The organism is Flavobacterium sp. SORGH_AS_0622 (assembly GCF_030818825.1).
Classification (GTDB): Bacteria; Bacteroidota; Bacteroidia; order Flavobacteriales; family Flavobacteriaceae; genus Flavobacterium.
In genome coordinates this window covers 2,748,676-2,768,596 of record NZ_JAUTAX010000001.1, presented here as the reverse complement: position 1 = coordinate 2,768,596, position 19,921 = coordinate 2,748,676, and the positions used below count along the sequence as shown (strand labels likewise).

General features: G+C 34.4%; 18 protein-coding genes. 8 read left to right on the top strand and 10 right to left on the bottom strand.

The annotated features are described in order from the left end of the window. Positions 1 to 55: 55 nt before the first annotated feature. Together QE431_RS12045 and QE431_RS12040 are read right to left on the bottom strand one after the other, a co-directional pair. Complete coding sequence (locus QE431_RS12045) at positions 56 to 1,828, bottom strand: DNA mismatch repair protein (protein ID WP_307296132.1); 1,773 nt, start codon at positions 1,826 to 1,828, stop codon at positions 56 to 58. Between the two features lie 61 nt (positions 1,829 to 1,889). Beyond that, positions 1,890 to 2,723, bottom strand: coding sequence for a universal stress protein (locus QE431_RS12040; RefSeq protein ID WP_057116038.1), 834 nt, complete (start codon positions 2,721 to 2,723; stop codon positions 1,890 to 1,892). 169 nt (positions 2,724 to 2,892) lie between these two features. On the opposite strand from QE431_RS12040, the gene mnmE reads away from it, so the two are divergent. Continuing rightward, the gene (gene mnmE, locus QE431_RS12035; RefSeq protein ID WP_134142142.1) at positions 2,893 to 4,293 is read left to right on the top strand and encodes a tRNA uridine-5-carboxymethylaminomethyl(34) synthesis GTPase MnmE; all 1,401 of its coding nucleotides are present in this window, start codon (positions 2,893 to 2,895) and stop codon (positions 4,291 to 4,293) included. 119 nt (positions 4,294 to 4,412) lie between these two features. On the opposite strand, the gene QE431_RS12030 is transcribed toward mnmE, so the two are convergent. Then, entirely contained in the window at positions 4,413 to 4,832 is a 420-nt protein-coding gene (locus QE431_RS12030) for a helix-turn-helix domain-containing protein (protein WP_307296128.1), read from the bottom strand. Between the two features lie 103 nt (positions 4,833 to 4,935). Here QE431_RS12030 and QE431_RS12025 point away from each other — a divergent pair, with 103 nt between their 5' ends. The 5 genes from QE431_RS12025 to QE431_RS12005 all read left to right on the top strand — a co-directional run bounded on the left by QE431_RS12025 (position 4,936) and on the right by QE431_RS12005 (position 11,999). Continuing rightward, on the top strand, positions 4,936 to 5,703 hold the full coding sequence (locus tag QE431_RS12025) for an SDR family oxidoreductase (RefSeq protein ID WP_307296125.1): 768 nt from the start codon (positions 4,936 to 4,938) through the stop codon (positions 5,701 to 5,703). Between the two features lie 99 nt (positions 5,704 to 5,802). After that, positions 5,803 to 6,420, top strand: coding sequence for a TetR/AcrR family transcriptional regulator (locus QE431_RS12020; protein ID WP_281865791.1), 618 nt, complete (start codon positions 5,803 to 5,805; stop codon positions 6,418 to 6,420). Positions 6,421 to 6,476: 56 nt separating this feature from the next. Then, positions 6,477 to 7,808, top strand: a complete 1,332-nt coding sequence (locus QE431_RS12015) for a TolC family protein (protein WP_307296121.1) — start codon at positions 6,477 to 6,479, stop codon at positions 7,806 to 7,808. Between the two features lie 13 nt (positions 7,809 to 7,821). Further along, positions 7,822 to 8,940, top strand: coding sequence for an efflux RND transporter periplasmic adaptor subunit (locus tag QE431_RS12010; RefSeq protein WP_307296118.1), 1,119 nt, complete (start codon positions 7,822 to 7,824; stop codon positions 8,938 to 8,940). A gap of 8 nt (positions 8,941 to 8,948) precedes the next feature. Next, complete coding sequence (locus QE431_RS12005) at positions 8,949 to 11,999, top strand: efflux RND transporter permease subunit (RefSeq protein ID WP_307296115.1); 3,051 nt, start codon at positions 8,949 to 8,951, stop codon at positions 11,997 to 11,999. Between the two features lie 226 nt (positions 12,000 to 12,225). On the opposite strand, the gene QE431_RS12000 is transcribed toward QE431_RS12005, so the two are convergent. Genes QE431_RS12000 through QE431_RS11970 form a run of 7 tightly spaced genes read right to left on the bottom strand, consistent with a single transcriptional unit; the run spans position 12,226 to position 17,631 of the window. Then, positions 12,226 to 12,762: a 4'-phosphopantetheinyl transferase superfamily protein gene (locus QE431_RS12000; protein WP_307296114.1), complete on the bottom strand. Its 537-nt coding sequence runs from the start codon at positions 12,760 to 12,762 to the stop codon at positions 12,226 to 12,228. Then, complete coding sequence (locus tag QE431_RS11995) at positions 12,759 to 13,013, bottom strand: acyl carrier protein (protein WP_281865786.1); 255 nt, start codon at positions 13,011 to 13,013, stop codon at positions 12,759 to 12,761. The genes QE431_RS12000 and QE431_RS11995 overlap by 4 nt, the downstream gene beginning before the upstream one ends. Before the next feature lie 4 nt (positions 13,014 to 13,017). Further along, positions 13,018 to 14,292: a beta-ketoacyl synthase gene (locus QE431_RS11990; protein ID WP_307296110.1), complete on the bottom strand. Its 1,275-nt coding sequence runs from the start codon at positions 14,290 to 14,292 to the stop codon at positions 13,018 to 13,020. Beyond that, the gene (locus QE431_RS11985) at positions 14,289 to 14,726 is read right to left on the bottom strand and encodes a 3-hydroxyacyl-ACP dehydratase FabZ family protein (protein WP_307296107.1); all 438 of its coding nucleotides are present in this window, start codon (positions 14,724 to 14,726) and stop codon (positions 14,289 to 14,291) included. The genes QE431_RS11990 and QE431_RS11985 overlap by 4 nt, the downstream gene beginning before the upstream one ends. A gap of 14 nt (positions 14,727 to 14,740) precedes the next feature. Next, a complete protein-coding gene (locus QE431_RS11980; protein WP_307296105.1) occupies positions 14,741 to 15,793 on the bottom strand; it encodes a type III polyketide synthase in 1,053 nt (350 codons plus the stop codon). Next, entirely contained in the window at positions 15,790 to 16,503 is a 714-nt protein-coding gene (locus QE431_RS11975; RefSeq protein WP_307296102.1) for a methyltransferase domain-containing protein, read from the bottom strand. The genes QE431_RS11980 and QE431_RS11975 overlap by 4 nt, the downstream gene beginning before the upstream one ends. After that, entirely contained in the window at positions 16,504 to 17,631 is a 1,128-nt protein-coding gene (locus QE431_RS11970) for an NAD(P)/FAD-dependent oxidoreductase (protein WP_307296100.1), read from the bottom strand. A gap of 309 nt (positions 17,632 to 17,940) precedes the next feature. Here QE431_RS11970 and QE431_RS11965 point away from each other — a divergent pair, with 309 nt between their 5' ends. Then, the gene (locus tag QE431_RS11965; protein WP_057116027.1) at positions 17,941 to 18,543 is read left to right on the top strand and encodes an RNA polymerase sigma-70 factor; all 603 of its coding nucleotides are present in this window, start codon (positions 17,941 to 17,943) and stop codon (positions 18,541 to 18,543) included. 92 nt (positions 18,544 to 18,635) lie between these two features. Next, a complete protein-coding gene (locus QE431_RS11960) occupies positions 18,636 to 19,841 on the top strand; it encodes a FecR family protein (RefSeq protein ID WP_307296099.1) in 1,206 nt (401 codons plus the stop codon). Positions 19,842 to 19,921 lie beyond the last annotated feature (80 nt).

Sequence of the window (19,921 nt, the reverse complement as noted above, 5' to 3'; positions counted from 1 at the left end):
TCAACTATTAAGCATCAACCATAATAATTCACCATTAACAATTCACCATTCACAATTAAATAACCCCCATCTTCTGCATTAAAAAAGTAGCGCTTTTATTTTTACAGATACCGTTTCTAAGTTTATAATCGAAATGCAGTTCGTTATTTTGGATTTCGACTTCAAAGCATTGATTGGTTAAAATTTCAGGATATTCGTTTGTTGTTAAGCAGACTTCAATGTCATGTGTAGCGATTGCGCCAACGGCTTTTTTAGAAATTATTTTCTTTACGACTTCAATTGTTCCGTTTCTTTTGTCATCCGAATTTGTTCCTCTTAAAATCTCATCTAATAGAACAAAAGCTGGCTGATTTTCAAGAGCATCCATGATCTGTTTTAAACGTTTAATTTCAGCAAAAAAGTAAGATTCGCTGTCTGATAAAGAATCAGATAATCGCATTGAAACTAATACTGGAAGTGGATGTATTTTAGCTTCTGAAGCACAAACAACTGAACCTATTCCGCCAAGCACCATATTAATCCCTAAGCTTCTTAAAAAGGTACTCTTTCCCGACATATTAGAACCAGTCAAAATCACGAAAGAAAGCGGATGAAAATTAGTGTCATTTCCAATTCGTGTAGCAGGATTTAATAACGGATGACTTAGATTTTTAAATTCAATTTTATATTCAGAATTAATTTCAGGGAAAACAAAATCAGAGTTGTTGTAAGCTAAATTAGCAAGACTGTTTAAAGCTTCCATTTCGCCAATTATAGAAATCCAATTATCGATTTCAGAAGCGTAATTTTCTTTCCAATTTAAAAGTGATCTTAAAACGTGAAGGTTGAACAAGAATGTTCCGTTAAAAAGAATCGCAGTAACAAAATTACTGATCGTATCCATTCTTGAAAATAGTTCTGAAAGCTGTTTCAAATGCTGGCTTGCTTTGGCATTTTTATAAACTAGCTGTTCTTGTAAGTGGATTAATTTTTTAGATTGAAAAGATTCTTTTTCGATTTTTTCCAACAATAAACTATACTGTTTGATGATTTTATCAATATTATCTGCCTTTGCTATTTCTCCCTGAATCCTTTTTAATGACCTTCCTAAAACAATTAAATTGGCAATAAAAATGTAAGTCAGGTATGAAAGTAAAATAGTTTTTGAAGTGATAAAATAGGCTGCTAAAACTCCAAAGAATAATGTTGGAAGAATAATGGAAAGCGCAACTAAAACTTTAGGTAAAGTATTATTTTTAAAAGAAATCCAATGTTTTATAGCTTCAAAAGATGCTTTAGAATCTTCACTAATAATTGCTAAAGCCTGAAACTCTTGTCTCCAGTCTACTTTGTTTTTTAGTTCGTTAACAGCTTCTTGGTTTTGTAAAATTGCAGTTTCAGGAAGAGTATGCAGTAATAGATCGGCAAGTGTTTTTTTTCCGATATATGATGCCGTTCTGTTTAGATTTTGAAACAAAGAATGTTCTCCAAAAATATCTAAATCATACGCATACGGATGATGAAAATCGATAAATTCAGCACCATTTTCAAAAGGTGTTTTTTCTCTTTGTAAAAAAGAAATTTCGTTTTGATTGATTTTAAGCAGTGTTTCTGCGAATAGTTTTTGAAAAGACAAACGAGAATGTATTCTCATTAAAATGATAAAACCAGCAAAAGACAGAACAGCTAAAATCACATAAAGTATTTCGTTTGTTTTGATGTAGTAAAACATAAAAAACAATAAAAGAAAAATACTCAATAACCTCAAAAGGCTTATGCTGTTATATTTTTTGTTGGTTTTATTATATAGTTCTGAATACGTGCTAACTTTGTCCTGATATGCTTTCATTAGAATAATTTACTGAAATACAAATATAGCTTTTAAGTGACAAAATCATCAGATATTAGAATTAATCTTCGTGCATAACTAATACAGGAATTGGTACTTCTTTTGATATTTTTTTACTAAAACTTGAATCGAAAAGACTTTCAAAGAAAGATCTTTTATGTGTGATAGTGGTTAAGATATCAATGTCTTTGTAAAGAATAAAATCTATAATTGTTTCTTTAACCTCATCACTTGGCAATACTAAAAATTCAACATTGTCATTGGCAAATTCGTTTTCCCATTCTTTTATAGTTGTATCTGCCACGTCTGAATTGGAAGTTTTTACATATAAACTTTTCACTTTAGCATCTGTTTTCTTCGCTATTTTCAAGATTTTTTTAAGTTCTTTTTTATCTTTTTCACGGTAGCGAGTGGTAAAACCAATAGTTTTTATTTTCTTGAATTTTGCCTCAACTGGAACGCACAATACAGGAACCTCAACTCCCGAAATTACTGATTCGGTATTAGATCCAGTAAAGAATTTAGTCCAATCAGAAACGCTGTTTGTTCCCATTATTACAAAATCTACGTTGTCTTCTTTAACCGCATTTTTAAGGTTGTATATAAGATCGCCGTCCATTAAACGGTGTCTGATCACAATATCATCTAATTTACGTTCGGCAGCGATAGCTCTTAATTTTGGAATTTCATCTTTGAACATTTCAAATTTGGCTAACTCGATCGAACTATATATAGAAGCGTAATTCTCTGGAAAAAATTGGCTGTCGTAAACTGGAATCTCAAATGTATGAAGCAAGATTAATTCGGCTTTTACAATTTTAGCAAATTCTAAAGCATGGACAAATGCATTTGTTGCAGCATCAGAGAAATCGGTAGGGAATAGTATCTTTTTCATTTTATTAGGATTATGGTTTATCTCTCAAATTTACTCATTCTAGCAGTAAAACAACCTGATAATTATCAGTATTTTAACACTTAATGATTTGTTAATAATTCTTAATTTGGTGATTTGAGGCTGAATTAGAAATTAAGATACATTCTGCCTTTTTTTATACCTTTGCAGCATGATAAATCAAGATTCTATAGTTGCTTTGGCTACACCTTCTGGAGCTGGGGCTATCGCCATAATTCGAATTTCGGGAGCTGAGGCTATTACGATAGGTAATTCAGTTTTTAAATCAATTAAAAATAAAGATTTAACCAAACAAAAAACACATACACTGCATTTAGGACATATTGTAGACGGAAGTAAAACGCTAGATGAAGTTTTAGTTTCGGTATTTAAAGGTCCGAATTCCTATACAGGAGAAGATACAATTGAGATTTCTTGTCACGGCTCAACTTATATTCAACAGCAGATTATTCAGTTATTACTTCGAAATGGCTGTAGAATGGCCGATGCAGGGGAGTTTACACTTCGTGCTTTTTTAAACGGAAAACTAGATTTGTCACAAGCAGAAGCAGTTGCCGATTTAATTTCTTCTGATAATGAAGCTTCTCACCAAATTGCCATGCAGCAAATGCGCGGGGGATTTAGTAATGAAATTGCAAAACTTCGTGAAGAACTTTTGAATTTTGCTTCCTTAATTGAATTAGAATTAGACTTCGCTGAAGAAGATGTGGAGTTTGCTGATAGAACACAGTTTCATGAACTATTAAACCGAATTGAATTTGTTTTAAAACGCTTAATTGATTCATTTGCAGTTGGGAACGTAATTAAAAACGGAATTCCAGTTGCTATTGTCGGCGAGCCGAATGTTGGAAAATCGACTTTATTGAATGCTTTACTGAATGAAGAAAGAGCGATTGTTTCGGACATTGCAGGAACAACTCGTGACACAATTGAAGATGAATTGGTAATTGGCGGTATCGGATTTAGATTTATTGATACTGCTGGAATACGCGATACAAAAGATGTTGTAGAAAGCATCGGAATCAAAAAAACTTTCGAGAAAATAGAGCAGGCTCAGGTGGTAATTTATTTGTTTGATGGATTAAAATTCCAAACTTCAAGTTCTGATTTTGTTTCAGAAATTGAACAAATCAAGAATAAATATCCATTAAAACCTTTGCTTATTGTAGTTAATAAAAAAGATATTTTATCTGAAGAAGAAGTTCAAAACATTACAACTAAACTTGAAAATCTAAATGCAAAACTTCTTTTAATTTCAGCTAAAGAAAAAATTGGGGTAGAGGATTTAAAGAATGAATTACTTTCTTTTGTAAATACAGGCGCGCTTCGAAATAACGAAACAATTGTTACTAATACAAGGCATTATGATTCGTTATTAAAAGCGTTAGATGAGATTCAAAAAGTAAAATTCGGATTAGAATCTGGTCTTTCAAGCGATCTTATGGCGCTTGATATTCGTGAAGCTTTATATCAATTCGGGCTGATTACAGGTCAAGTTTCAAATGATGAATTACTGGGGAATATCTTTGCTAACTTTTGCATCGGTAAGTAGAAGGTACAAAGAAATACAAAGTTTAACATTTGACAATAAATTTTTAAGAATAAAAAAAGCCAGAGAATCTAAATTTTCTGGCTTTTTCATAATTTTAATTGTGTATTAATTTTTTGTATTCAAAAATTGATATTTGTGGTGAGTTCATCAATGCTCTTTCTAATAAATCCTTCTTTATCAGCATTCATTTGGGCTACTAATTCTTTTCTACTCTCGGGTATTTCGGTATACTTTTCCGCCCATAAATTAATTTCAACAATTATGGGAATTAAATCTATTCCTTTCTGTGTTAACTGATATAATACTTTGGCTTTACTCTCTGGATGTTCCAATTTTTGGATAATTCCATTTTCCTCTAATGAAAGAAGGCGGGCTGCTAAAATATTAGTTGCTATCTTCTCGTCAGATTTTGCCAATTCGCCATAGGTGCATTTTTTGTGCAGCATTAAATCCCTTACAATGAGCAGTGACCACTTGTCGCCAAAGGCTTCAAGCGAATAACTTACAGGACAGTCTGATCTTTTTTTTGGAGTTTTCATAAAATAAATTTAAATTCACTTGCATTTCGCAAGTAAATGTTTTTATATTTGCACTTTCATTTTGCAAGCAAATATACAAATAATAATATTTATAATAAAAATTATGGAATTAAACGGAAAGACGATATTAATCACTGGCGGCTCTGCTGGCATCGGATTAGAAGCTGCAAAGCAATTTATTGAGCAGGGAGCAAAAGTTATTATTACGGGAAGAGATCAGGTAAAATTAGCGCTTGCCAAAAAAAAATATCCTTCTTTAATCACTATCAACAGCGATGCATCAAGTCAGGAAGCTGCTTTGAGTTTGTACAATCAAATCAGTGAACTTGGAGGTATTGACATACTTTATAATAATGCTGGAATCATGAATGGGCAGGATAATTTAGGTCTAAGCAGTTCTAAACATTTTGAGAAAGCCTCTATGGAAATTAATACCAATTATTTAGGCGTTATTTTATTAAATGATCTTTTTATGGACATGTTGAAATCGAGAAAGGAAGCGGCAATTATTAATACAAGTTCTATTTTAAGTTACACGCCCTCTAATCTTGTTCCTACTTATTCAGCATCCAAAGCTGCAGTACGTTTCTATACAGAAGCGCTGCGAGATCATTTACAGATAATAGGAAGCCGATTAAAAGTATTCGAATTACTGCCGCCACTGGTAAAAACAAATTTGTCTGAAAATATGGAAGGCAAATCTATAACACCAGATGTGTTGATTGATGCTTTAATAAAAGCAATAAAAAACGATACTTATACCATACGTGTGGGAGATACGAAAGCAATTTATTGGTTGAACCGATTTTTGCCGAAAGCTGCCTATAAATTATTGAACCATAAGGGTGTTGTGGCTAAACTTCGTTCTTGATTTAATCAAAAAATATTTTGCTGTATAAATAATGAACAACGTTCATTTTATTTTATATCTTTGCCTCAAATCATAATTTTGCTGAGCAATAGAAATAGGATGAGTACAGTAGATAGAAAAGCACGAGAAAAAGAAGCGTTAAGAGCATTGATATTAAAAGGTGCTAAAAAGCTTTTCGTTGAAAAAGGAATTGAACAGACAACCATTAGAAACATAGCAGAAGAGATTGATTATAGTGTAGGGACGGTTTATGTTTATTTTAAGGATAAAAATGCTATTCTGCACGATTTGCATTCAATTGGTTTTCAGGAATTAGGTAGTTATTTTCAGGACTTAATTACAATCGAAGATCCAAAAGAGCGATTAAAAAAAATGGGATTTACCTATATAAAATTTGCCCTTGAAAACTCTGAAATGTATGATTTGATGTTTAATTTAAAGGCACCAATGGAATTTCTTGAAAGTTCTGATAATGAGAATTGGGATGAAGGTGCCGTTACGTTTAATTACGTAAAAAAAACTATCGAAGAATGCATTGATCAGGGTCATTTTAAAGATCATGAGGTAGAGGGTTTGTCTTTTATGGTTTGGAGCTTAGTCCATGGTATGTGCTGTCTTGAAATCAGACAGAGAACAAAAGGAGTGAAATTTACCAACCCAGATACCATTTTATATGATGGATATAATGAATTTTTAAAAATAATAGAAAAGCTTTAAATTTTTTTTTGCTCAAAAAAATGAACAACGTTCAAATTATAAACAATGTATAATAAATGAAAATAAAATTAACTTTTGCAATACTCTTTCTGGGATTTTTAGGGTATTCACAGAACAAGCTCGACAGTTATATAGAGACTGGTCTTAAGAACAACGAAGTTATTAAGCAGCATAATTTTGACATCAACAAAAGTATGTACGCTCTGAAAGAAGCACATTCTTTATTTTATCCTACTGTTTCCTTAAACGGGACTTACACGAAAGCGGAGGGGGGAAGAACAATTGATATACCAATAGGCGATATGCTTAATCCAGTTTACAATACATTAAACCAGATAACCAACTCGAACGCTTTTCCAGCTTTAGAAAATCAGTCTGTTTTAATTAATCCTGATAATTTTTATGATGCTAAGATTCATACAACAATGCCGTTGCTGAATTTTGAAATTATTTATAATAAGAGAATTAAGAGCCAGCAGACTTCACTGCAAAAAATAGAACTCGCCATATATCAAAGAGAGTTAGTAAAGGAAATAAAAATTGCTTATTACAAATACCTGCAGTCTGTCGAGGGAATCAAAATTTATGAGGATGCCCTGGCCTTGGTAAAGGAAAATCAAAGGGTAAACCAGTCTTTATACAAAAATGAGAAAATAAACAGAACTGCAGTTTTACGAAGCGATAATGAGGTAATTAGAATACAAGCCAATTTAGAAACTGCCAAGCAGACCAGTAATAATGCCAAGTCGTATTTTAACTTTTTACTGAATCAAAAACTCGATACAGCGATTGAAGCAGAAGAAAATGATGCTCCACCAATTGATGCCAATGAGGAAAATACCCAAAATAGAGAAGAACTTCAAAAGCTTAATCAGGTAAAAGAAATAAATGAAAATGTAAGCAGACTTACCAGCTCGTTTTGGCTGCCAAAACTAAATGGTTTTGCTGACTTCGGTATTCAAGATTTTGATTTTGAAGTAAACAAACAATCCAGATATTATTTCGCTGGTGCAGCTATAGAGTGGACTATTTTTTCGGGCAATAAAAATAAATACAGGCTCAAACAAGTCGAAGAAGAAAGTAAAAAAATAAGTTCTCAAACTGATAATGTAAAACAGCAGTTACTGCTTCAGTTTCAGGTTTCACAGCATAATTTAAAGTCAGCTTTGGAACAGTTCTACGCCGATAAAAATCAAAAAGTAGCTGCTAAAAAATACAATGAGGATATTACCAAATTATACAAGCAGGGGCAGGCGATTTATATTGAACTTCTTGATGCTCAAAACCAATGGGTGAACGCGCAGCTGAATACCAATATATCGCTTTATAATTCGTGGATTGCTTTTGCAGAATTAGAAAGAGCTAATGCAACCTTTACTTTTAATTAATAAACTTAAAATCATGAAATCAAGAATTAATTTAACCGTTCCTCTTTCAGGCTCGGTTTACAAATATCTAAAAAACAGTTTTATACCACACAGTAAAAAAATACTGATAGTACTTTTTGCTTTACCTTTTTTTTATGCCTGTAAAGAGGAAAAAAAGGAAAATTCACCATTTGAAAGTGCTGATATTATTCCCGTTAAAACGGCTTCTGTCCAATCATTGGCACTTAACAGTAATATCAGTGCATCTGGTTTGGTGACAACCGAAAACCAAGCCAATTACGGATTTAAAATTGGAGGAATAATAAATCGTATCTATGTGGAAGAAGGTCAGTTTTTTAAGAAAGGTCAGCTTCTAGCATCCTTAGACGAAACAGAAATCAATGCAGGTTTGAATCAGACCGATCTGAACGTAAAAAAATATGAACGCGACTATAAACGAGCGAGTAATCTTTATAAAGATAGTGTATATACTTTAGAGCAGCTTGAAAACACAAAAACGGGGCTTGATATTGCCAGAAAGCAGAAAGATGCAGTTGCTTTTAATGCACGTTATTCTAAAATATATGCTGCTGCCGATGGTTTTGTATCTAAAAAAATAGCAAATGAGGGAGAAGTAGTTGGTCCGGGATCTCCAATTCTGGCTATAAATGAAACAAGCCAGAATAATAATTATGTGCTAAAAGTGGGATTAACAGATAAAGAATGGGCAGTTGTGAAAGCAGGGCAGAAAGCTGTTGTTACTCTTGATGGATATCCTGACGAACGTTTTGATGCCTTTGTTTTTAGAAAATCACAGGCGGCAGATGCAGCATTAGGTTCTTTTCAGGCAGAATTGAAGCTGAGCCTTAAAAAAAGCAAGGCAGCTGTGGGAATGTTTGGTAAGGCAGAAATAAAAGCAGAGCATTCTGAGGATTTTGTCATCATTCCTTACAATTCACTAATAGAGGCTGATGGAAACAAAGCTTTTGTTTTTATTGTTGAAAACAATAAAGTAAAACGCCAGCCGGTTACTATCCATAAATTCGAGAACAATAAGGTATTTATTAAAGATGGGCTTCAGAAAACAGATCAGATTGTGATCTCTAACAGTGCGTATCTTAATGAACAGTCAACCATCAAGATCATTAAATAAGCGCTATCATGAAAATAACAAACTTTGCTGTTAAAAATTATCAGTTTACATTGATTATATTTTTACTGGTTGCCGTAGTAGGCTGTCTGACATTATTTACAATGCCCAGAGCAGAAGATCCTTCAACACATCCTCCTCAGTATCTTATTACGGTAATCTATCCCGGCACCAGCCCTAAAGATATGGAGGAACAAGTCGTAAAACCGATCGAGAATAAAATTTACGGACTGGAAAACATAGAAAAAATCTTAACTACGGTAGAGGACGGAGTAGCCGCTTTTCAGGTGAAATTTAAATATGGAGTAGATGTGGATAACAAGTATCAAGAAATCTCAACAGAAATGAATGCCCTTAAAAGTAGTGAGCTTCCTAAAGATATTTATCAGATTAAAACCGAAAAAATAGCGTCTTCAGATGTGAAAATCCTTCAAGTTGCTTTGGTTTCAGAAAATGCATCAGATAAAAAACTTCGAGATGAGGCGGATAGGCTTAAGTCTAAAATTGAGAAAATAACCAACCTTAAAGATGTAAAATATTCGGGAATTCCAGAGCAGGAAATTCGTATAGATTTGCAAATGGAAAAACTGGCTCAGCTTAAAATTCCATTAAATGCAGTGATGGGAAGTCTGCAGAGCGAAGCAGCCGATATTCCTGGAGGAAGCATTGATCTGGATAGTAAAATATTTAATGTCAAAACCAGCGGCAAATTTAAAAATGCTGATGATGTAGCCAATACGGTAATTTACAATGCAAATGGAAAAATAATTTATATGAAGGATGTAGCCCAAGTAGGTTACAAGTCGCAGGTTGTAGACCATATTACCCGCATCAATGGTCATAGATGTGTACTGGTAACTGCGGGAATGAAAGACAATGTAAACATTACCGATGTACAGAAAGAATTTCTCCCAATTATAGATGAGTTCTCTCAAGATTTACCTCCAAACATAAAACTGGTAAAAAGCTTCGATCAGGCTAATATGGTATCGCAGCGTTTAGGACATTTGGGATTCGATTTTACACTTGCTATTGTTTTAGTAATCATTACTTTACTTCCGTTAGGGCTAAGAGCTTCAGGAATCGTTATGATCTCCATTCCTTTATCACTCGCCTTGGGTTTGATTGCAATGAATGCATTTGGTTTTTCTTTAAATCAGCTGAGTATTGTCGGTCTTGTAGTGGCTTTGGGGTTACTAGTTGATGACAGTATTGTGGTAGTCGAAAATATAGAACGATGGCTCAGGGAAGGACACTCTAAAATGGATGCAGTCTTAAAGGGGACACAACAAATAGGAATTGCAGTTGTGGGCTGCACCGCAACGCTTATTATTGCTTTTTTACCGCTGGCTTTTCTGCCAGATGTTTCGGGAGAGTTTATTAGAAGCCTTCCAATGGCGGTTATCACCAGTGTATTAGCCTCTATGATTGTAGCGCTGACTTTAGTGCCATTTTTAGGTAGCCGATTTTTAAAAACGCATGATCATGCAGGCGGTAATATTTTTCTCCAGTATCTGCAGAAATTCCTAACCAGGTCTTATCGTGATATCATGCCTAAAGCATTAAAATATCCACGAACTACTATTGCCATTTCTATAATTTTGAGTATTACTGCTTTTGGCCTTTTTAAAGTGACGGGTTTTAAGTTGTTTCCAACTTCAGAGAAGCCAATGTTTCTTGTAAATATCAAACTGCCGCTTCAAGCCAATATTTTAGAGAGTGACCGCGTTACCAAAATTGTAGAAGCGGAGTTGAAAAACCACAAGGAAATTGTGTATTATACCTCCAATGTGGGTAAGGGGAATCCCCAGATTTACTATAATGTACATCCTCAGGACAGAAAACCAGACTTTGCCCAGATTTTTGTCCAAATGGAAGATGAAGCAAAACCATCAGAGAAAACGGCTTTGATTGAAGAATTGCGAACTAAATTTAAAACGATGCCTTATGCTAAGGTTGAAGTAAAAGATTTTGAGCAGGGAACACCATTAGAAGCCAATATTGTGGTGAGGCTCTTTGGTGAAGACCAAGAAGTTTTACGGAGACTTTCCTCTGAGGTAGAAACTATCTTAAGAAATCAGGAAGGAACCGTATACATCAACAACGAGTTGAATACTTACAAAACGGACGTTAAAATAAAAATTAATAAAGAAAAAGCTAGAACATTGGGTGTCCTGACCAGTGAAGTAGATAAAGTAATCCGCCTTTCAGTAGCAGGACTGACCGTCGGGGATTATATTGATGACAGGGGAGATGCTAGAAATGTAACGCTGACATTGCCAAGAGATAAATTCTCGAACCTTGATGCTTTGAAAAATCTCTATGTCAATAATCTGCAGGGAACTCCTATAGCACTTAACCAGATTGCTGAAATTTCTTTTGAAACTTCGCCAACTGCAATTAATCATTTTAATAAATCCCGTTTTTCAAAAGTAACTGCTTTATCCGCTAAAGGTTATTACGCGAATGATTTATTGACTCATATTATTCCTAAACTGGATGAGTTGAAAATGCCAAAAGGATATTATTATAAATTATCAGGTGAAAAAGAATCGGAAGGTGATGCGCTTGGAGGAAACTTCCTGGCGGTAATTATTTTAAGCACCTTTTTATTTATTGCCGTATTACTGCTTCAGTTTAAAACCTTTAAAGGAATCATTATTGTACTTTCCATTATACCATTAGGAATTTTAGGAGGTGTTGTGCTGCTGCTCATAAATGGAAGTCCAATGTCGCTGGTTGCAATTATCGGCTTTATCGGTCTTTCGGGAATACAGGTGAAAAATTCATTACTGCTGGTTGATTTTACCAATCAGTTAAGGCAGGAAGGGCATTCAATAGATGAAGCCATCTCTATCGCGGGAGAAACCCGTTTTCTGCCAGTGGTGTTAACATCTATTACAGCAATCTGTGGTTTAATTCCCATAGCTCTGAATTCAAATCCTTTAATTGCGCCGCTTGCAATTGTTTTAATTGGAGGACTAATCAGTTCGACAATATTATCAAGGATTGTTACGCCTGTTATGTACAAATTAATTCCGCCAAGTATTGAAAACAAGTAATTATAGATTATTAGTAAAGTGCTAATATATAATCAGCTTTCATCATCAAATCAAAGCCTGCAGATATTCATTTGCAGGCTTTTGATTATAAAGAATTATACTTCCTTTTTTTATAAGATCTTTGAGGAATATCGTTGCAATTGATTTGTTACTGAATAGTTGGGGAATATAAACTGTAATTATGAAGTAAATGTTGTTTACGATATCTGTAAAAGAATAAACGAAATCAGCAGGTTTTAGCGAAGAGATTACTCTCTTGCTTTTGAATATTTATAGTTATCACTTTTTCAAATCGGCCGTGATGGCTTACTGAGACATCCTGAAACCTATTTTCTAAAGAAACAAAATAAGGAATATTATTTCTGTCTTTAAAAATTGATTTCTTTTCAATCTCTATCACACGGTTGAGGTTATCTAAAACGCAGGCTGCAATAGTATGAATGTAGTCTTTCGAAAGAAATGTTTTAGTGTAGTATGTATTTTCGGAACAAATAACTTTTCCACTTATAAAATCATGATTTTGTGACTCTATAAAGCATTCAAGTTTTTTAGGAATATATTCCCTTATTTTGGTTTTGCGATTATAGACTTTATAGGCAGCTTCTTTCATGCTCCAAAGTATCCAAACCATGCTTTCCGGATCTAAAGAGTTTGCAATTAGCAACTGTTCTTCGGGAGTAAATAGTTTTTCTATGTAACCCTTGCGTTGCCAATTGCTTTCCTTGCGAGATTGCTGGATATCTATGACATCATTGCCAATCATTTTTCAGCCAGTTTGGTTTCTATAATTTCTACCGCAGTTTTAACATCAAGCATTCGCTCCATATCGGTGTTATCAATTACAACATCAAAAGCTTCTTCAATATCAAGAACGATGTCAACCAGATTAGCCGAATTGATACTCAAATCATTAATGAAGTCAGTATTTTCAGTTAGGTTATCGTATGCTTCTGTATTTGTGGTATAAGGCTTTATAATTTGTTTTAGTTTGGCGATAAGTTCTTCTTTGTTCATATATCTATTTTTGAAATTTTTTTAAAATTATACAAGCATTTACATCGCCAAAACCAAAACTTGCTTTGGCAATTATTTTAGGATTTATAGTAATTGTTTTTGAAGGCACTTTTGAGGAATCAATAAGCGCCGTAATTTCCGGATGAAGATCTTCGCAATTGGTATTTCCAAAAACAAAACCTTCATGAAGCTGCAATACTGTGGCGACACTTTCGATACTTCCGGCTGCGCTTAGACAATGTCCGGTCATGCTTTTTAAGGAATTGATATACGGAAAGTTAGTGCCCTTTCTGTTTAGTGCTTTTGTCCAGTTTTCAATTTCAAAACTGTCCTTTGTAGTGGCGGTTAGATGTCCGTTTATAGCGTCAATAGCATCAGCAGAGATACCGGAATTTTCAATTGCAGTTGTAATACATCGCTGTACTGCTGTGCCGTTGGGAGCTGTCATACTTCCGTTACCGCGCTGTCCTCCTGAGTTTACACTTCCGCCTAATATTTCGGCATAAATAGTTGCTCCGCGTTTTAAAGCAGTTTCTAAATCTTCTATTACTAATGCGCCGGCACCGCTTCCAGGCACAAATCCTGCAGCCGTGGCACTCATAGGACGTGAACCTTGTTCTGGATTATCATTATATTTTGAACTGCAGACACGTAAGGCATCAAAACCCGCCCAAATATAAGGACCACTGTCGCCTGTACTTCCCGCCAGTATGCGTTTTGCCAGTCCGGATTGTATTCGATCATAGGCCATCATTATAGCCTCTGTACCAGTTGCGCAGGCAGATGAGTTGGTGGTAACCTGATTTCCGAGTCCTAACTTTCCACCCAAATAGGCACTTATGCCGCTGTTCATGGTTTGTGCTACAACAGTGCTGCCTAACCTTCGCACCTGTAATTCGTCTATTTTATAAATGCTTTCGCGGAATTTATCGATACCAGATGTTCCAGAGCCAAAAATAGTACCGCTGTCCCAATCGGGTTCTTCATTAACTTCTATTGATAATCCCGCATTTTCCCAGGCTTCCATACCTGCAATTACACCATATAAAATGCCCGTGCTGTTAAAACCGCGAAGTTCCAGTTCTGTAAAATATTGTGATTTAAGTTTTTCAGATATTTGAGGCTGACCAGCAATCTGACAAGAGAACTGCAATTCCTGTAGTTGTGCATCATGCCGAATTCCAGATATTCCGTTTTTTATGGAATGACTAAACGCTTCAATTCCAACTCCGTTGGGAGCTGCAACGCCTAATCCTGTTATCACAACTCGCTTCTTCATAATTTATTAGTAATCATACCAGCCAAAATACCTTTACAGACTTCTTGTCCGGCTTCGTTTTTCATAATGACATCACACTTCAGTTTTCCAAATCTGAAAAATGATTTTTGAGAAGTTACCGTTACTTTCTCATTTGGATATACGGGCTTTAAAAACTGCATATCGGCAGAGGTAAAAGCAATTACTGTATCTTTATTAAAACTATCACCGAGCAGGTAAATGCCAAGGCAAACCATACCAATCTGCGCCATGGTTTCTGTCAGGATTACACCTGGAGTTACAGGGTTATCTTTAAAATGACCTTTGTAAAAATCAAGGTTTTCATTAAAAGTATACGTTCCGGTAATGCTATTTTCATCAACATGAAGCAGTTCGTCAACAAACAAAAAAGGTTTGCTGTAAGGTAACTGCGCTATAATATCTTGTGCTTTCATTATTTATGTTCTAATTACCATTGCAATAAAACCCTTTGTGCTGAAAATCCCGGACCAAAACTAAGCATCAAACCTTTTTCTCCTGATTTTGGATTTCCGTCCATAATTCGTTCTAAAACATATAATACAGTTGCGCTTGACATATTGCCGTATTGTTTGAGAACTTCTTTGGTATCATCTATGTTTTTTCCTAATCCGGAAAAAAGCGATTCTACCGTATTGACTATTTTTTTGCCACCAGGATGAAATATCATGTGGTCAATGTCTTTAATTTCTAAATTATTTTTCTCCAAAAACGGGTGAATAATAGCACCAAAATGCGATGCAATCGTGTCGGGAACTTCAATATCTAGAACCATTTGTAAGCCTGTATTTGTCAGTTTAAATCCCATCATGTGTTCTGCTTCATAAAAATGATACATTTCTTCGCTCAAAATTTCCGGGCCGTAATCTTCTTCATAAGAAGAAAGTAAACAACAGGCAGCTCCATCTCCAAAAATAGCCGCGCTTACAATATTCGGCATCGAAAAATCATCAAGCTGAAATGTTGCTGTTGGTGATTCTACAGCTATAACTGCTGCACGTTTTCCGGGATTAGCTTTCAGAAAGTTTTTGGCGTAAATAATACCGGATATTCCGGCAGCACAACCCATTTCTGTAACAGGAAGACGGATAATATCCTGTCTCAAATTCATTTTATTGATGAGGTAAGCATCCAATGAGGGAATCATAATTCCAGTACAGCTTACTGTGATAATGTAATCAAGCGTCTGCGGATCCCAATTTGCTTTTTCGAGCGCATTCTGCAGCACCTGCTCGCCTAAAATTATAACTTCACGAGTATAAATGTCATTTTTTTCTTCAAATGATGTTGCAGTAAAAACTTCAGCTGGATCCATTATAGAATAACGTTTGTCAACGGCTGCACCTTCAAATATCTTTTTTACTTTTTTTATAAAACGTTCGTCTTGTCCGTGAAGCCAGCCCTCCAGCATTGGAATTATATCGGCCGTTTCACGTGAATATTGTGGCAGCTGCTTGGCAGCAGTAACTATTTTTACACTCATTTTTTCGTAATTATCCACTGGTAGCGGAAAGCCCATTTCCAGTTTATGGTATAGTTTTTTAAATTTGTTTTTTTAGAAAATTCTTCCAGTTCTTTCTTTCTAAATCCTCTTAAAATTGATACCAGTCCATCTTCGCGCGACATTCTGTTCAGATTAAAAATAAAACAGATCAGTTCAAAAAGACGGTATGCTGTTTTACTTCGATGCAGGTCATTGATAATGATTCCAGCTTCGGCATTCTTATTAAAGATAGTAATTATATTTAATATTTCCTCATTTGAAAAGTGGTGCAGGGTAAGGGTGCATAGAACAATATCATACTTAAAAGCTTTAAAATCTTCACTAAAAATATCCATGCATTTATAGTCAATATTTTGATATTCTGTAGATAATGTTTTGGCATAATTTACAGTAAATTCATTAGCATCTACTCCGATAAGTTGTAAATTAAGCTTGTTTTTTTGACCGAATTTTGCCAGCATTCGCAGCATATCACCATTTCCACAGCCAATATCAGCTATCGTAATTGTTTTAGTTTTGTCGAGCTTTTTTACTAATGTTTTTACGCCGTGAAGTGTAACTTTATTCCCGCCGAGCAATTGATTAATGTTTGCAATTTGATCAAGTGCCGCCCTTAATTCTTCTCCCTGAAGAGAAAAATCATCCATTATTTCGGTTTCCTGAGTTCTGTATTTGGTATTTATGGACATTTAATTAATTGCTATAGGTTTTCCGTGTGTTTGTTTAATTATTCCTTTCAAAAGAGCGGGAAATGATGCTGAAATTGTAATGAACAAATTGGTAATCGTTTTATAGGTTAAGATGCGGGCCAGGATTCTTCCCATAAATAATCTTTTTCCAAAGTGTTTCTTCCATTCTTTGGTGTATTTTTTTTCTAATTCTTCGCGGGAAAGTGATTCATTCGAAAAATATTCTACAACCAATTCTGATGCTATTTTTGCGCTGTGAATTGCCATCGCCATTCCGTTGCCGCACAGCGGATGAATAAGTCCTGCCGTATCGCCAATCATGATAATATGATTTTCTACAGCCTTTTTTTTCTCAAAAGAAATCTGGCTTATGGTAAGCGGTTTATCAAAAACAAGTTTGCTGTTTTCAAAAATAAATTTTAGATGTTTGTTTTTATAAAGTACATGCTGCTGGTAATCCTCAATATTTTTATATTGTTTAAAAGTAGCGTAATCTGCCAGATAACAAATGTTTATGAGATTGTTTTCTACTTTAGAAACGCCGCAATAACCGCCTTTAAAGTTGTGTAACGCTACAAGATCATTATCAAGATTGCCCGAATAATGTGCTTTTACAGCCAGCCACGGTGATTTTTTATGAAAGAAGTTCCGATCTAAAACCTGATCTACATTGGAGCGTTTGCCAAAAGCGCCCAAAACAATTTTAGCCGTTAATATTTGATTTGAAGTAGTAACGGTAAACATATCATTACTAAAAGAAACATCAGTAACATTTTCTTTAAAGATAGTGCAGTGGCTGGCTAATGCTTTATGATATAGGAAATCGTCAAGTGCATATCTGCTTATTCCAAATCCTCCTAACGGAAGTTCTGCTTTTGCTGTTTTGCCGTTATTAGCAGTAAATTCAAATTTAGAGATTTCTGTAGGATGAAGTTCTGAAACATCGGCGCCAAGCCAAACCAGATAAGGTAAAATCTCATTTGAAATATATTCGCCACAAACCTTATGTCTGGGATAACTTGATTTTTCAAGCAGTGTTATTTTCAAATTCTTTTGTGATAGATGTATAGCCGCTGTTAAACCAGCTAGTCCGCCGCCAATAATTAATACATCAGAATTTGTTTTCATAATTACCAATTTAGGCATTAAATATGAAACAACATAACCTTTATTAGATATATTTTTGCAGTCTAACTACATCCAAAGATTTCATTTCTGTAATAAGTTTATGAGACAAAAGGGGGCAATAATGAAATATTTTAACAAAACTAAAAATCATATGTTTTTTATTATTCATATTCAAACACTCAAAGATGATACAGCATTAAACTGTAATACTAAATTGTAACTCTTTATTAGATTAATCTCGTAAAAAGTGTTTATTTTCCTGCTTTTTTGCAATGATTTTAGGTATTTTATATCAATTGGTTTCAGATATTGCAGTTTTGTTTATTAAAAATATATATTTGCTACAATAAAAGCAGAAAAGAAATTAATCCACAGCAGCAACATATTAAAATTGACGAGGAATACTATAAGGAACTTTTTTATTCCTTATATCCAAGACTTGTAAGCTATAGTTTCAAATATTTGAAAGATAAATTTGAAGCAGAGGAAGTAGTTGAAAATGTCATGCTGCAATTATGGGAGGACCGTTTGAAATTTGAAAAAGTGGATGATGTGAAATCGTATATCTACAAAATGGTCAAAAGCGGTTCTCTAGGAGTCTTAAAAGAACAGCAAAAAAAGGTTAAGCTTGAGGATGAAGCTTCTGATAATGCGCTTGAATTTGATTTTAATATTCTCGAAGAGGAAGTTTATGCTGTCCTGATCACTGCCTTAGATTCTCTACCTGAAAAATGTAAAGAAGTTTTTGAACTTTCGTGCTTAGAAGGAATGAAATACAAAGATATTGCACTCCAGCTTAATATTTCTATAAACACTGTCAAATCACAACGTTCACGTGCTATTGAATTGTTAAAGACAAAACTTACAAATTACCCAGAATTACTGTTTTTTTTATTTTTTTTGAAAATTTAACTTAAATCTTTCCACCCTTTTTTAGTGTTTGGTACTCTTAGTTATATAACATTTACTTAAAGTGTTAATAATAGATACTTAATATTAAAAATATGTCTTTAGAAAAAAAAGAATTTCTAATCGCTGATCTTATAAGAAAAGAGCTTTCTGAGGGCGGTTTATCTACGGCAGAAAATGCTGTACTGCAGCAATGGCTTTCGGTGCCGGAAAATCAGCAGTATTATCAAAAGCTGATTCGCTTTGAAACCTTAAAATCCAAAGAGGCATTTTACAACAGTATTGATACAGATGCCGCTTTTGCAAGAGTCAGAGAAAAGATCAGGCAGGATCATACACCTGTAATTTCATTTTTCAACTACAGACAGTTTCTACAATACGCAGCAGTTTTTGTAGTCCTGCTTGGACTTGCTGCTGTATTTATTTTTAGAAATAGTGAAATCAATCCAAAAAATGAAGTAGTAGTTCGAAGCATTGCTCCAGTATACCATAACCCAACTTTGGTTTTGGCAGATGGGACAGTTGTTTCCTTAGAACCAAAAAAGGAAAAAATTGTTTCTAAAAATGGTGTGATCTCTAATGTAAATAGTGTTTTGGTTTATGATGCCAAAGATTTAAACGGAACAACTTCAACGGGGGATAATACTTTAATAGTTCCTGTGGGCGGTATCTATGCCGTAAACCTTTCGGACGGCACAAAGGTTTGGTTAAATTCAAAATCATCCTTGAAATATCCAGTTGAATTCAGCTCAGATAAAAGAATAGTTACTCTTGAAGGAGAAGCTTATTTTGAAGTAGCTAAAAATCCGCACAGTCCTTTTATTGTAAAAACAAAGTCAGGTAATGTAACAGTATTAGGAACACACTTTAATGTGAGTTCTTATACAGAAGATCAATTATTTGCAGCAACTCTTGCAGAAGGGAAAGTTAAGGTTTCAGGTATTTCCACTGAATCAGAAAAGACGTCTGTTGTTTTAACACCAGGACAGCAGGCAAGAATATATCATAAAAATGAAGAAATCAAAATAACAGAAGTTGATCCTGCGGCTTACACGGCATGGAAAGACGGCAGATTTTATTTTGAAAACGAAAGCCTGAAAAGCATTTTGACCAAGATGTCCAGATGGTACAACTTTAATGTCAAGTTTGAGAATAAATCCTTGGAGCAGATCAAGTTTACGGGTGTTGTTTTAAAACAAGAACCTATAGACCGCCTTCTGGATATTATCAGTAAAACATCGAATGTGAATTATAAAATAACCAAAATAAACCAAAACTATGAAGTAACCGTAACTAAGTAAATAAAAAAAACCGGAAAATATTGCGAGTATTTCCCGGCGAGTATTTGTTCAGTCGAAAAAAAGAAGTCAAAATCTATTAA

Coding starts and splice junctions, on each gene's coding strand:
- QE431_RS12045 (WP_307296132.1), bottom strand. CDS start 1,828: ATGAAAGCATATCAGGACAAAGTTAGCACGTATTCAGAACTATATAAT.
- QE431_RS12040 (WP_057116038.1), bottom strand. CDS start 2,723: ATGAAAAAGATACTATTCCCTACCGATTTCTCTGATGCTGCAACAAAT.
- mnmE (WP_134142142.1), top strand. CDS start 2,893: ATGATAAATCAAGATTCTATAGTTGCTTTGGCTACACCTTCTGGAGCT.
- QE431_RS12030 (WP_307296128.1), bottom strand. CDS start 4,832: ATGAAAACTCCAAAAAAAAGATCAGACTGTCCTGTAAGTTATTCGCTT.
- QE431_RS12025 (WP_307296125.1), top strand. CDS start 4,936: ATGGAATTAAACGGAAAGACGATATTAATCACTGGCGGCTCTGCTGGC.
- QE431_RS12020 (WP_281865791.1), top strand. CDS start 5,803: ATGAGTACAGTAGATAGAAAAGCACGAGAAAAAGAAGCGTTAAGAGCA.
- QE431_RS12015 (WP_307296121.1), top strand. CDS start 6,477: ATGAAAATAAAATTAACTTTTGCAATACTCTTTCTGGGATTTTTAGGG.
- QE431_RS12010 (WP_307296118.1), top strand. CDS start 7,822: ATGAAATCAAGAATTAATTTAACCGTTCCTCTTTCAGGCTCGGTTTAC.
- QE431_RS12005 (WP_307296115.1), top strand. CDS start 8,949: ATGAAAATAACAAACTTTGCTGTTAAAAATTATCAGTTTACATTGATT.
- QE431_RS12000 (WP_307296114.1), bottom strand. CDS start 12,762: ATGATTGGCAATGATGTCATAGATATCCAGCAATCTCGCAAGGAAAGC.
- QE431_RS11995 (WP_281865786.1), bottom strand. CDS start 13,013: ATGAACAAAGAAGAACTTATCGCCAAACTAAAACAAATTATAAAGCCT.
- QE431_RS11990 (WP_307296110.1), bottom strand. CDS start 14,292: ATGAAGAAGCGAGTTGTGATAACAGGATTAGGCGTTGCAGCTCCCAAC.
- QE431_RS11985 (WP_307296107.1), bottom strand. CDS start 14,726: ATGAAAGCACAAGATATTATAGCGCAGTTACCTTACAGCAAACCTTTT.
- QE431_RS11980 (WP_307296105.1), bottom strand. CDS start 15,793: ATGAGTGTAAAAATAGTTACTGCTGCCAAGCAGCTGCCACAATATTCA.
- QE431_RS11975 (WP_307296102.1), bottom strand. CDS start 16,503: ATGTCCATAAATACCAAATACAGAACTCAGGAAACCGAAATAATGGAT.
- QE431_RS11970 (WP_307296100.1), bottom strand. CDS start 17,631: ATGAAAACAAATTCTGATGTATTAATTATTGGCGGCGGACTAGCTGGT.
- QE431_RS11960 (WP_307296099.1), top strand. CDS start 18,636: ATGTCTTTAGAAAAAAAAGAATTTCTAATCGCTGATCTTATAAGAAAA.